At 29.5% G+C, this 13,987-nt stretch carries 14 protein-coding genes and 1 other RNA gene; all 15 read right to left on the bottom strand.

The features are described from left to right. Positions 1 to 603: 603 nt before the first annotated feature. Positions 604 to 789: non-coding RNA, 6S RNA (gene ssrS / locus QOZ93_RS04575), on the bottom strand. 66 nt (positions 790 to 855) lie between these two features. Beyond that, positions 856 to 1,251, bottom strand: a complete 396-nt coding sequence (locus tag QOZ93_RS04570; protein WP_307355281.1) for a hypothetical protein — start codon at positions 1,249 to 1,251, stop codon at positions 856 to 858. A 48-nt stretch (positions 1,252 to 1,299) separates the two neighbouring features. Then, entirely contained in the window at positions 1,300 to 2,472 is a 1,173-nt protein-coding gene (locus QOZ93_RS04565; protein ID WP_307355280.1) for an FprA family A-type flavoprotein, read from the bottom strand. 53 nt (positions 2,473 to 2,525) lie between these two features. After that, complete coding sequence (gene def, locus QOZ93_RS04560) at positions 2,526 to 2,990, bottom strand: peptide deformylase (RefSeq protein WP_111941564.1); 465 nt, start codon at positions 2,988 to 2,990, stop codon at positions 2,526 to 2,528. A gap of 64 nt (positions 2,991 to 3,054) precedes the next feature. Continuing rightward, positions 3,055 to 3,402 carry a hypothetical protein gene (locus QOZ93_RS04555; RefSeq protein ID WP_307355279.1) on the bottom strand — a complete coding sequence of 116 codons (348 nt, stop codon included), beginning with the start codon at positions 3,400 to 3,402 and terminating at the stop codon, positions 3,055 to 3,057. A gap of 145 nt (positions 3,403 to 3,547) precedes the next feature. Then, positions 3,548 to 4,189: a V-type ATP synthase subunit D gene (locus QOZ93_RS04550; RefSeq protein ID WP_307355278.1), complete on the bottom strand. Its 642-nt coding sequence runs from the start codon at positions 4,187 to 4,189 to the stop codon at positions 3,548 to 3,550. Positions 4,190 to 4,191: 2 nt separating this feature from the next. After that, on the bottom strand, positions 4,192 to 5,574 hold the full coding sequence (locus QOZ93_RS04545) for a V-type ATP synthase subunit B (protein WP_307355277.1): 1,383 nt from the start codon (positions 5,572 to 5,574) through the stop codon (positions 4,192 to 4,194). Next, positions 5,567 to 7,345: a V-type ATP synthase subunit A gene (locus tag QOZ93_RS04540; RefSeq protein ID WP_307355276.1), complete on the bottom strand. Its 1,779-nt coding sequence runs from the start codon at positions 7,343 to 7,345 to the stop codon at positions 5,567 to 5,569. Before QOZ93_RS04540 ends, QOZ93_RS04545 begins: the two co-directional genes overlap by 8 nt. Positions 7,346 to 7,363: 18 nt before the next feature. Beyond that, entirely contained in the window at positions 7,364 to 7,672 is a 309-nt protein-coding gene (locus QOZ93_RS04535; protein WP_111944359.1) for a V-type ATP synthase subunit F, read from the bottom strand. Further along, the gene (locus QOZ93_RS04530; protein ID WP_307355275.1) at positions 7,665 to 8,666 is read right to left on the bottom strand and encodes a V-type ATP synthase subunit C; all 1,002 of its coding nucleotides are present in this window, start codon (positions 8,664 to 8,666) and stop codon (positions 7,665 to 7,667) included. The genes QOZ93_RS04535 and QOZ93_RS04530 overlap by 8 nt, the downstream gene beginning before the upstream one ends. 19 nt (positions 8,667 to 8,685) lie before the next feature. Beyond that, on the bottom strand, positions 8,686 to 9,252 hold the full coding sequence (locus QOZ93_RS04525; RefSeq protein ID WP_111941552.1) for a V-type ATP synthase subunit E: 567 nt from the start codon (positions 9,250 to 9,252) through the stop codon (positions 8,686 to 8,688). A 40-nt stretch (positions 9,253 to 9,292) separates the two neighbouring features. Beyond that, complete coding sequence (locus tag QOZ93_RS04520; RefSeq protein ID WP_111941550.1) at positions 9,293 to 9,769, bottom strand: V-type ATP synthase subunit K; 477 nt, start codon at positions 9,767 to 9,769, stop codon at positions 9,293 to 9,295. 12 nt (positions 9,770 to 9,781) lie between these two features. Continuing rightward, positions 9,782 to 11,737 carry a V-type ATP synthase subunit I gene (locus QOZ93_RS04515; protein WP_111941548.1) on the bottom strand — a complete coding sequence of 652 codons (1,956 nt, stop codon included), beginning with the start codon at positions 11,735 to 11,737 and terminating at the stop codon, positions 9,782 to 9,784. Beyond that, complete coding sequence (locus QOZ93_RS04510; RefSeq protein WP_111941546.1) at positions 11,724 to 12,050, bottom strand: ATPase; 327 nt, start codon at positions 12,048 to 12,050, stop codon at positions 11,724 to 11,726. The genes QOZ93_RS04515 and QOZ93_RS04510 overlap by 14 nt, the downstream gene beginning before the upstream one ends. A 242-nt stretch (positions 12,051 to 12,292) precedes the next feature. Then, positions 12,293 to 13,963, bottom strand: coding sequence for a B12-binding domain-containing radical SAM protein (locus QOZ93_RS04505; protein WP_307355274.1), 1,671 nt, complete (start codon positions 13,961 to 13,963; stop codon positions 12,293 to 12,295). Positions 13,964 to 13,987: the final 24 nt, after the last annotated feature.

Below are 13,987 nucleotides of genomic sequence, written 5' to 3'. Positions count from 1 at the left end.
TCGACATGTAAAACTTCCTATACATCTCTTTTTTCAACACTTGTAATATTTTTCCATAATTGTTTTTTATTATTTTTTTGCTGCGTTATGACATATCTTGGTATAACTTATCAAAAATGCTGTTTTTATACCGAAGGAAAGTGTTTAACATTTGTATTAATTTTTGGTAATATAAAAATATGCCTCTTAACATTTAAGTAGCAAAACAAATTTACTATATTATATTAAAAAAATATAGTATTTATTCTTTTATTTTATTTTATTTATTATTTTATTTTTTTATTTATTTTTTATTGGTTTAAATAACATATAGAGAGGGGTCATTTAATGATTAAATTTTATATTAAATTAAAAATTTTATTGTTAAAAAAATGCATAAATTTCTTTTTAAAATTTATGCCTACAAATTCAGTTGTTGTACTTTATATCAGTCGCAAATTAGATACCTATATAGTAGAATATCAAAACTACATATTTAGTAATTTTAAAAATAATAATTTTCCCAGGGAAACATTTATAAAAATATATTCGTAACTTTTTACAAATAAAAAAGGATGTCTAAATAGACATCCTATTTTTCTTATATGGTTTAGGAATTAAATAATAATACCCAAAATGTCGTCCCCTTATATGTTCAATACCCGCTCTCTAAGGCAGGTGGGTTCTTCTCACATTACTTCTGCCTCCTTCTGTAAATTAAATGAAGTTTGACATCCATAATGATATCGAAAATCCCGAATTTAGTCTGTCGGTTGAACATTATAAGTTACACGTGCATCTCAGGCCCTGTAATTATTATATCATAAATTTTATATGTTTCAAGAGATTCTATATTACAAGTAAAACTTTTTATGGTTATATTATTTCTGTAATATAATCCTCTAATTCAAACTCTTTATCCCTTTCATAGAAAGCTACTACAAAAGAGTTCATATCATAATCTTCTAGATCTATATCAAAACTTAATAATTGATATTCTAGGTCTAATTCTTCCGCTATATCTCTTACAATATCATCTACATTATCTACTGCTATATCACTTAAATAAGGAATCACATAATCTTCATAATATTCATAGGAGTCTTTACCTTCTACACATTCTTCATCTGCATAAGCTTCTGCACCCTCTTTTTCTAAACCATCAAAATAATAATTTAGTTTTATAACTAAGGTATCCTTTTCAGATATTTTAATTTGTTCAAGGTCTTCTAGGTCATTCTCCATTAAGTAGTTTAATATTTTGTATTTCATTATTTTCCTCCTATTAAAAGAACTTTTGAGATAAGATTATATAAATATTTATAATAACTTTAAGTACTCTTCTATAAATTCGTCTGCTTGTTTAAATTCTTTATTATGTGGTACAAACTTAAACCGAAAACCTGATTGAATAACCCTAAATTTTAATTCATTTAGTCTTTCTATTAGCATAGGTACTCCTTCTCCACTCCATCCAAAGGAGCCAAAAGCTGAAGCGACTTTTCCTCTATTTATAGGAACACAAATTAAAGATGTTAGATCCCAAGCTGGTTTAACAGCATCGCCATTTATAGTAGGTGATCCAATTAGTATACCTGAAGCTTTATTAATCTTTTCAGAAAGATTATCTAAATTAGAAGAAGTTATTTCATTAATTTCACATTTTATACCTTTTTTATTAATTTGTTCATTTAAGTACTTTGCTATTAATTCTGTATTTCCATAAGCACTAATATAAAATATTTGTACGTTTTTTTCTTGTATAACTTCTTCCTTAGACCATTCTTTATATAAACTTATACTTTTATCAATATCTTTTATATGTATTGGACCATGGCTTGGTGCAATTATATCAAAGTTCAGCCCTTCAATTTTCTTTAAAGCCATATTTACAAATTTTTTAAAAGGTCCCATTATTGTATCAAAATAATATTTCATGTATTCATAATATTCTATAGGTAAATCATTAATTATATTATCTTTAGGACAATAATGGCATCCAAAAACATCACATGTAAACAATATTTTTTTATTAGGAACACATGTAAACATAGTATCAGGCCAATGAAGATTAGGTACTGATATAAATTTAAGAGTATTTTCCCCTAAATTTATATCAACATTTGCAATTTTATATTTAAATTCACAGTTTAAAATCTCTTTTAAATAGTTTATAGCAGCAATAGACCCAACTATCTCAGCGTTTGGATACTCAGATATTAGATTTTTTAATGCACCACTATGATCAAGTTCTGTATGATTTACAATTATATAATCAACACTTTTATTACCTATTACAGATTTTATATTTTGTAGATATTGTGTAAAAAAGTTTTCTTTCACTGAATCAATGATAGCAACTTTTTCGTCATCTATTAAATAAGAATTATAGGTAGTTCCTTTTTTAGTTTCCATTATTATATCGAAAATTTCAAGTTCAGGATCTGTTACACCTATCCAATAAACCTGCTCTTTTAATTTAACTGGCTTCATATTATAAACACCCCTTTTTAATACTAAATTTAAAGTGATGTTTTTATTGTTGACTATTCTTCTTCTTTATAAACATACTTACTTCTATCTGTATAAACAATCCCATCTAAATGATCAATTTCGTGACAAAAACATCTAGCTAATAATCCTTTAGCTTTATATGTTACTTTTTCACCCTTTATATTAGTTCCAAAAACAGTTACTTCTTTGGGTCTAATAACTTCACCTGCATATCCTGGATAACTTAGACAACCTTCCATACAAGTTTCTTTACCCTTTTTAGAAATTATTTTAGGATTTATTAAAAGAATAGGTTCCGTACCATCTCTTAAATCAATAAATATCATTTTCTTTAAAACACCTATCTGTGGTGCGGCAAGACCTACTCCTGTTGAATCATATAATGTCTCTTGTAAATCCTCTGCCAAATTTATAATTTCTTCATTTATATCTTTTACTTTATCACATGGTCTGTGAAGTACTTCGTTGTCAAAAGTTAATATCTTTCTTACTGTCATATAACATTATAAAGTTAATTAATAACTTTATAATTCCTCCCTTCTAATTTTCAAGTATTTTAGTCTAAATGTATCCTTCAGTATATTCTGAGTTAACATAGATTTCGAATAATCTTAACGCTTCATCTTCACTAATTTTTTTGTCTTCCAATTTCCTATATAAAATATATAGTTTAACATTTAAATCTTTATCTGTAGTGTCTTTCATTTTTTGTTTTATACGATCTAAAATAGTCATCTCTACAATCTTTTTACCTGTTGTAAGATCTCTTTTTTCTAAAATTGATAGAATTTCATCTGCTATTACTTTTATTTCTTCTTCATTTGATAGAATTTTTATTTTATTTACATCAGTTTTAACTTTTTCTAATATATCTTTATTTATTAAAATACTATTGCTTTCTACGTCCATAAATTACTCTCCTTTAAGAAATTTACTTATTATGATAATAGCATAAGTTATACCTTATTTCAAACTAAACATTAACTTTTCTTGAATTTTTATTAGATTGAAAATAAAAAGACATCCCGTAAATGGAATGCCTTTTTACCGTTAACTATGCTTCTTGTTGTAACATAGTTTTAACTTTCATAAGTCTAGTTAAAGCTCCTCTTTCGTTTTCATCAAGCTTCATTTTAATATACTTTATAGTCTCTTCTAATTGAGGAACAGTCATATACTCTAAAGCATTAACCCTTCTTCTAGTCTTTTCAATTTCATCAGCCATAAGCTGACAAGATTTTTCAACTTCTGCCAATTCCAAAAGATTTGGAAGTATATTATAAAGCTTTTCAAGTGAACCATCTAGTTCTGAAGAAGTATTTGCAAACCCATATGGATAAATACTGCCTCCATCTCCTTCTAATTCTCTTTTAAACTCCATTTCAGGGACATTAACACTCATGATGTTCTTTGTGTGTATATCAACAGATATATTTTCTTTTGGGTACATAATAGCTTCCTCTAAAAACTCAGATGACATTAATGCTCTTGCCATTACAAAATCCTTAAAAGCACCAGAAAGTTCTTTTTCAACACTCTTTCTAAGTTCGTTATTATGCTTAACAAGGTCAATAAATCTTCTCATAAGCTCATCTTGTTTGTCTTTTAGTAATTTATGTCCTCTTTTAGCTGTAACAAGTCTCTTCTTTAACTTAGAGAGTTCCATTCTGGTGGGATTTACGTTAAGTTTAGCCACCTTTACTCACCCTCTCTTTTAGGTAGGTATTTCTCTAAATATTCATCTCTAATTCTCTTAAGTTCTGTCTTAGGTAGAATAGATAGAAGTTTCCATCCTAAACTTAAAGTTTCTTCAATAGATCTATTAGCATTGAAGCCTTGAGCTACATACTCATTTTCGAAAGCCTCTGCGAATTTTGCAAATTGTTTATCTGTATCAGATAATGCTGATTCACCTAGGATAACTGCAAGTTCTTTAGCTTCTTTACCTTGAGCATATGCAGAGAATAATTGGTTCATTGTATCTGCATGATCTTCTCTTGTTTTACCTTTACCTATACCTTTATCTTTTAATCTTGATAATGAAGGTAAAACATCTATTGGAGGCATTATTCCTCTCTTATATAATTCTCTTGATAAGATAATCTGACCCTCTGTTATATATCCAGTTAAGTCTGGAATTGGGTGTGTCTTATCATCTTCAGGCATTGTAAGGATAGGAATTTGTGTAATTGATCCTTCAGCACCTTTAATTCTTCCTGCTCTTTCATATAATGTAGAAAGGTCAGTATATAGGTATCCTGGATATCCTCTTCTTCCTGGAACTTCTTTTCTAGCTGCAGAAACTTCACGTAAAGCTTCACAGTAGTTAGTTATATCTGTCATTATAACAAGTACGTGCATTCCTTTTTCATATGCTAAGTACTCAGCTGTAGTTAATGCCATTCTTGGAGTAGCTATTCTCTCGATAGCTGGGTCAGAAGCTAAGTTCATAAATAGAACTGATCTATCTATTGCTCCTGTTTTTGTAAATTCTTCAACGAAGTATTGAGCTTCTTCGAATGTTATACCAATAGCTGCAAAAACAACGGCGAATTTAGAATCAGAGTTTAAAACTTTTGCTTGTCTTGCTATCTGTGCAGCTAATTCTGCATGTGGAAGACCCGCTCCTGAGAATACAGGAAGTTTTTGCCCTCTAACTAAAGTGTTTAATCCGTCTATAGCAGATATACCAGTTTGAATAAACTCAGATGGGAAATTTCTTGCAACTGGGTTTATTGCTTCACCATTTATATCTAATTTCTTTTCTGGAAGTATTTGTGGACCATTATCTTTTGGTCTACCAAGTCCGTCAAAGACTCTTCCTAGCATATCTTCTGATACACCTAGTTCTAGTGGTCTGCCTTGGAATCTAACTTTACTTCCTTTAAGGTTGATTCCTGCAGATCCTTCGAATAACTGGATTAATGCTTTATCTCCGTTTATTTCTAGAACTCTTCCGTTTCTTTTTTCACCTGTTTGTATTTCAATTTCAACAAGTTCGTCAAACTTAACATTTTCAACTTGGTCAACAAGCATTAAGGGACCAACAACTTCTCTTACTGTTCTATATTCTTTAAGCATTAGCTATCCCTCCCTCTGCTATTAAGTTTTCCATAACTTCATGTAATTCTTCTCTTATTTCATCTATCTTATTAATTTCATCTTCATGTATATATTTTGCTCTGGCAATCTTATCTCTCATTTCTACTAGAGAAATAATCTTATCTAAGTATACACCAGCGTCTAATGCTCTCTTACCTTCATCATAGAATGCAAGAACTAATTTTAACATTTTATACTGTTTCTTTAATGAAGCATATGTGTCAACTTCGTGGAAAGCATTTTGTTGTAAGTAATCTTCTCTTATTGACTTAGCTACTTCAAGTTTCAATCTATCATTTTCTGATAATGCATCTATACCAACAAGTCTTACAATTTCTTGTAATTTAGATTCATCTTGAAGAAGTGCCATAGCTTCTGTTGTTAATTTTGTCCAATCAGGAGCTCCATTTTCATTTACCCAGCTTCCGATTTTATCTAAGTATAATGAATAAGATGTAAGCCAGTTAATAGAAGGGAAATGTCTTCTATAAGCAAGTTGAGCATCTAATCCCCAGAATACTTTAACTATTCTTAAAGTAGATTGTGTTACTGGCTCTGAAATATCTCCTCCTGGAGGTGATACGGCACCTATTGCTGTAACTGCTCCTTCTCTTCCATCATTACCTAAACAAACAACTTTACCGGCTCTTTCATAATAATCAGCAAGTCTTGATCCTAGGTATGCAGGGTAACCTTCGTCACCAGGCATTTCTTCAAGTCTTCCTGACATTTCTCTTAGCGCCTCTGCCCATCTTGATGTTGAATCAGCCATGATTGATACTGAGTAACCCATATCTCTAAAGTATTCAGCTATTGTAATACCTGTATAGATAGAAGCTTCTCTGGCTGCAACTGGCATGTTTGAAGTATTAGCTATAAGTACTGTTCTCTTCATTAAACTTTCACCAGTTTTTGGATCCTTTAATTCTGGGAACTCATTAAGAACGTCTGTCATTTCGTTACCACGTTCTCCACATCCAACGTAAACAACTATTTCAGTATCTCCCCATTTAGCTATTTGGTGCTGAACAACTGTTTTACCAGCTCCGAATGGTCCTGGTACTGCTGCTGCTCCTCCTTTTGCTACTGGGAAGAAAGTATCTATAACCCTTTGTCCTGTTACCATTGGCTCTACAGGATTCATTTTTTTTGCAAATGGTCTACCTTTTCTTACTGGCCATTTTTGCATTAAAGTTAATTCCTTGTCACCTTTTTCAGTTGTAACTGTATACACAACTTCTTCAACATTAAAGTCTCCTGACTTTATGTCTTTAATTGTCCCTTCTATACCATAAGGAACCATTATCTTGTGCATAATAACAGCAGTCTCTTGAACTGTACCGACTATATCTCCTGATGAAACTTTATCTCCAACTTTAACTGTTGGATTAAAGCTCCATTTCTTAGCTCTGTTTAATGCTTTTACAGAAACCCCTTTTGTTAGGAAAGCGGATTTTGCAGCCTCCATGAAAAGGTCAAGTGGTCTTTGAATTCCATCAAACATTGATTCTATAAGACCTGGTCCAAGCTCAACACTTAATGGTTCTCCTGTACTTACTACTGGGTCACCAGGACCGATACCTGAAGTTTCTTCATAAACCTGAATAGAAGCTTTATCGCCTCTCATCTCTATGATTTCGCCTATAAGGCCTTTATCTCCAACTTTAACAACGTCATATACATTAGCTTCATCCATATCCATGGCAACAACTAATGGACCTGAAACTTTTATAACCTTACCAATCTTCAAGTTCTCCTACCTACCTTTCTATAATATATTCACGCCTACAGCCTTTTCAACGTTATCACTAATTCTTTGTAATCCAATATTTAGTGATCCCTGATTACTTGGTATTAAAATTACGGCAGGAAGCATTTCTCTGTTATATCTTTCAATAGTTTCAGGAATTTTTGCAGCTACTTGTTCAGTTACAAATACTACCGCATACTCTTCCTTAGCTAATCTATCTATAGTTTTTTGAGCTTCATCTGACTCAATTACAGGAAATGTACTAATTCCTATTGCTTTAAAAGCTAATATAGAATCTTTATCTCCTACAACTCCAATTTTATACATATACATCACGCAACCTTTCTCTGATTACGCTACTTTGAACATTGTTAAGTTTAGCTACCATTATGATTCTTATAATCTTAATTTCTGTTTCCTTAGCTAAAACATAACAGAATAGTGGCTCTGGTCCAAAGTGAACTAATTTCCCTTTTTTAATATGGGCCATTATATGGTCTTCAAATAGCTTTTCAAATAAAGTAAGTTTACCACTTTCCATAAATTCGCCTAAGCCTTCTTTAATTACATTAGTATATCTCTTAGAAGCTAATTTTGTAGTTATATTTTCTACAGTATCATTATAAAGGCCTTCTAAGAATTTAATATCAATGTAACCACCTTTTAAAAGTACTTCTTTTAAAAAGTTTAAAAGCTTATCTTGCATTTTAACTCTTAAAAGAGTTCTTATATTTATGAAATCAATGTTTTCTTTCACATATTCAAGAATAAACTCTTCTTCTATTTCTTCAGCCCTTTGAACCATATCTTCATACATATATTTATCAACTATAATATCTATAATTTGCGGGTCTTTAGACTCTTTATATTTATCTTCAGATAATTTAATTGCATTTTTAAATTGTTCTGGAAGATTTTTAAAATTTCCAGATAATATAGCTTCTTTTAAACTGCTAGGATTCATAATACCCATAGGCATTATTAAATCGTCAAACTCCTTAGAAAGTGCTTTAGCTTTTAAAAGCACTTTGATATTGTGATAGTCATACTTAATACCTAAAATATCTATTATAGAACTTTCTGGAGTTACATCATACATTAGTTTATATACTCTTTTAAGTTCTTTTTGTAATAGTATTTCATAGTCCTCTGCTCTTTTAACATCTCCCATTAATGAAGAATATTCTGTTTCACCTAAAACTTTTAATGCTTCATCAGCAGAGGAACTATCTATCATTCTTTCTATCTTTACTTTATTAAGGAGTCTTTTTTCTAGCACTCTAAGTCTGGATACAGCTTGCGTAAAATCCATTCTATCCATAGGGCTATCCTCCTTAAGGTTAATTGAATAAAATACCTGCAACTTCATACTCTAATTCTTCTCTTAAAGAATTAGCTAAAGCTTTGAAAGTATAGTTATATTCAATCCCCTCATTAATTATTATAAATCCTGATGGAATGTTTCTGTCATCCTTACAAAGTTCTAACTTTAATTCTGTTAAAACTTCTGGAGTTATAGCTTCTTTAAAATCTTTAGAAACTAATATTTCTTCTCCACCTTGAAGATTTAATGAAGAAATACTTTCCTTTAAAAACTTCACAAAGTCTTCTTTGCTCATTTTTGAAAGTTTTTCTATAGCTTTTTCAAAAGTTGATTCCATAACTTGTTGTTTTGCTTTTAATTTTTCATTTCTTCCTTGAAGCTCTGCGCTTGAAATTAATCTTTGTTTTCTACTTTCCGCCTCAAGTTTTGCTTTTTCTATAAGATCATTTTTTACTAACTCTGCAGATTTTTCTTTAGAACTTAGTAAAGAATCTGCTTCTTTTTTAGCTTTTTCTAAAATTTCGTTAGCTTCTCTTTTAGAGTCTTCTAATATCTTAGAAGTTAAATTTTCTAGATTAGACATATCTTCACATCCTTAATTTAAGATATTTTAAGGTACTCTATTAAAATGATTTAAATACTAATAATAGAGAAATAACGAATCCTAAAAGAGCGTAAGTTTCAACCATTGCTGATAAGATGATACCTTTTGTAGTATGTTCTTCGTTTTTAGCTAATATTGCTATACCAGCTGCAGCTGTTCTTGCTTGGGCAATTGCTGATTTCCAACCTACAAATGCTATTGGTAAACAAGCCATGAATAAGTATAAACCTTGACCTAAAGTCATATTACCAGTAAGTTTTAAGAATACCATAAGACCGATAACGAATCCGTATAAACCTTGTGTACCTGGTAATAATTGAAGAACTAAAGCTTTACCAAATTTTTCTGGTTCTTCTGTTAATAGACCGGCAGCAGCCTCACCAACCATACCAACACCTCTAGCTGATCCTATACCTGACATAATAACTGCAAGTGCAATTCCTAATGTTGCAAAAATAAGTCCTCCATTTTGAACTAAAAATTCCATGAATTTCATAATTTCTTCCTCCTATTTGCTCTTTATATTTATGAATTTATTTCTTGATTTGAACGGTTTGAACTCTTTACCGCCACCCTCATAGAATTTACCAAAATACTCAACGTATTGTAATCTACATGTATGAACATAAGCTCCTAAAGCTGATAATAATAAGTTGAATACATGACCTAAAATAAATATTATTGGTCCAACAATCCATTTTACTGGACCATTACCCAATAAAGAAATCATAAGATTAAATGCACTTCCTATGAATCCACCTGCTAGCCCTAAGGCCATAAGTCTTGAATAAGAAACTAAATCTCCTACGTATCCTGAAATACCATATAGCGAATAAAGTCCTGCTCCAAGTCTTGCACCAATGTTTTTATTTTCTCTACCACCAGTTAATACTATTAAAATCATACCTACTATCATTACCCATTTACCTATAGTAACTACCATAGGTGATAATCCTAATGGACCTCCACCAAGTAATAAAAGTGCTCCTGTTAAAGCGGCATACCAAGAAAATACATCATATACAGCATCTAATGGTTTATGTTCTTTAATTAACATATAAGCTTTTACACCTAAACCAAAGTACAATTGAATTAATCCTAATACCATTGAAACTATTAAAATTATTACAACATCTTTAGCGGGATCAACAACACCTTTTAATCCTTTTATGATATCTCCAAAGAATCCTCCATAAAGGGCTCCTACTATAAATGTAGGGAAACCTAAATAAAAGAAAAATCTAATAAAATCTTTTTTAGAGTCTTCAAGATTAAAGCATTTAAGTGCTATTGCTGATGCTATTATCATCAATAATCCATATCCCATATCCGCCATCATCATCCCAAAAAATACTAGGTAGAATGGTGTTAAAAGCGGAGTTGGATCAACTTCAGAATATTTAGGTATACTATACATTTTTGTAATAGATTCAAAAGCTTTTACTATTTTATTATTTTTTAATAAAATAGGTACTTCTGGATCTCCTACTTGTGCATCTTCAAAAGTTAAATAATAATCTTCTCCTGCTACACCTTTGATAGTTTCCTCTAACTTATTTATAAGATTTGTTGGAACCCATCCTTCTATAGCAAGTACATTATTACTATTTAAGAAGTTATCAGAAGCATTTGCTATATCATGAATGTTAGAATAATATTCATGAACTATTTCAATTTCTTCTCTATTCTCACTGTAGTTCTTAATAAATTCCTTAATATCTTCTTCTTTTTCATTAAGTTCCTTAAGATCATTAGTTAAAGATTCAATAACTTCATTTGGAGAATTTTCATATGTGAAATTCACATTATTGAAGCCAAATTGCTTTAATATTTTCTCAGCTTCTTCTGTTTCATTCTTATGAACTAATACGAAAATATTAGAATCTGATTTAACATCACTAATAAATTCAACATAAGAATTTAATATACTAGAAGAAAATTCCTCTAAGAAAGTTTCCTTAGCTAATTTAGGAATGCTTCCTAAAAAATAAGAAACTTTTCTTAAGTTTCTCATATCTGAGAATTTAGCATCTAATTGACGCCAAGGTATTAATGCCTCAATTTCTCCATTTAATTTTGTTTTTTCATTTTTAATTTCATTTAATTTTGTTTCATTTTCCTTTAAGACCTTATAGTACTCTTGCCAATGAGATGTTGTACCAATTTGCTGAAGCTCTTCATATGAAATAGTCTTTTTCCCTTCTTTAAGGGCTTTTAGACCACCTTCTTTAGGAGAAAACTTATTTAAAGTATCTATACAGAATTTTAATTTAGCTTGAATTTCTTCAACTTCCGAAATTTTAACTTTTTCAGAATCAGCACTAAAAAACTTTAAGTCTTCTTCTTCCTTTTCTTGAAGATTTACAAATTGTACATTTTCAAACTTATGCAGAGTTTCTAATAAAGTTTCTTTTCTTGACTTAAAGGAAAGCAAAGAAAATTTACTCATTTTAACTATTGCCATGAGACTTCACTATCCTCTCATAGATTAAATTTACAGCTTTATTAACTCTGTTTTGTTCCATGTCTAAATACTTTTTACTGTCTTCTTTACCTCTTTGAAGAATTGGCCCAGCGGCTTCTTTTCCTTCATTTTCTGCAACTTCCAAAATCTCTTTTGTCTTTTGTTTTGCATCTTTTAAAATACTTTCATATTTTAATGTGCCATCTTTTTCGGCACTTTTTGAAAGTTCCCTCGCTTCAGCTTTTGCCTTAGCAATGATTTCGGCACCCTTTTCCTCTGCCTCTTTAATTTTTTGAATCGCTTCTAATGCCAAGTTATCACCACCTTTTCAAATAATAAAAATAATATTATTTTATTTTGAATAATACTTAATATAGTATTAATTACAACTTAATTAATTAGATTATACTAATATTTTAATATACTTTCAAGTAGATTAACATTAATTTAATAAATATACATACTTAAAATAAGTATTAATTTATCAAACTTTATGGAATATTCTATATTTTACTACATATTTCGATTTTTTTCAAAGAAAATGTTACTATTATTTTAAATAAATTTTATACAATTTTCTACCTCATTAAACATTATATATGATTCTTTTGATTCTATAATATTATATGTTAAATACTTCTGAATATCTATAAAAAACTTTTCTATGTGTATTTTAGAAAAATTGATATTTTCATTAATTTCTTTAAGATTCTCTTTTATTTTCTCTATTTCTTTTTTATTTATTTCCCTCTTTAAGAAAGGTGGAATCCATTTTTTCTTATTGAAACATAGATAATCATATTTAATAATTTCTTTTAATTCTTCGTTACTTTTTTCTAATTCTTTATTAAAGTCTAAAAAAACATTATAATATTCCGTACTTGATATATTTTTATCAAAGTAACCTTTCTTTTCAAAAAACATCGATAAATTATAGTAGAATTCAAAAGGATTTTGAAACTTTTTCATAAAATAGTTAATAATATTTTTGAATTTCCCAGTATTATAATATTTATCTACCATTGCTTCTACTTTTTTTAGTATTAGTAGTTCTTCATAACTTATGCTATTTGTCTTTAAAATTTCATAGGGTGGTATATGTGAATAAACCATTCCCCATTTTTCCGCCTCCTCTCTCATAGGCGCACCTTTTAATAATTTTAAAAATCCTAACTGAACTTCTTCAGGTTGAAGTGCATATACATCATTAAATGATTTCTTGAAAGAATTAAAATTTTCATTAGGAAGACCTGCTATTAAATCAAGATGTTGTTTAATATTTTTAAGTTCCTTAACTTTTGCTACTTTTTTTTCAATAAAATGAAAATCTACCATTCTATTTATATGTTTCAAAGTATCTACATTAGTACTTTGGACCCCAACTTCAAATTGAAATAATCCTTCTCTGGCTTTTTTAAGCAATTGAAACTGCTCATCTCTTAGTATATCTGCAGAAATCTCAAAATGAAATGCAGTATCTGAATTGGCATTTTCTATAAGATAAGCCCATATCTCCATGGCAAATTTATGACTTGCATTAAAAGTTCTATCTACAAACTTAACCAACTTAACATTTTTATCTATAAAATACTGTAATTCTCTTTTTACCCTCTCTACATCTAAAAATCTTAAATTTCTATCCGTAGATGAAAGACAATATTTACATCTAAAAGGACATCCCCTTGATGCTTCATAATATACTATTTTATTTTCAAGATCTTCATCTTCTTTATATGGAAATACTATTTTATTCATATCCATGTTTTCTCTTTTTTCATTTATATGAATCCCATTTTTTTCTTTAAAACAAAGTCCTTTTATAATTTCTAGAGAAGAAACCTTTCCTAATTTATATTTTATAAATTCTCTAAAAGTCTCCTCTCCTTCTCCTCTTATTATATAATCTCCTTTTGATTTCTCTAAAAATTCCTTACTATCAAAGCTTACTTCTGGACCACCATATAGTATTTCTATCTTAGGATTTATTTTTTTAATAAGGATTGTTAAATCTTTAACCATGTTTATATTCCATATGTATGTAGAAAAACAAATAACCTCTGGTTTTTCAACCATTATTCCTTCCAAAATTTGTTCTATTCTATGATTTATAGTATACTCTGAGATTTTACATTCATATGGCAAGTCCTCTGTATAAGCCTTTAGATACCTAACCGCTAGGTTTGTATGAACATATTGTGAATTTAATGCTACTAATAAAACTTTCATTAGTTTCTTCCCTTCTTTATTTTT

It is taken from the genome of Hathewaya limosa (assembly GCF_030815255.1).
GTDB lineage: Bacteria > Bacillota > Clostridia > Clostridiales > Clostridiaceae > Hathewaya > Hathewaya limosa.
This window is presented reverse-complemented; position numbering and strand designations above follow the sequence as displayed.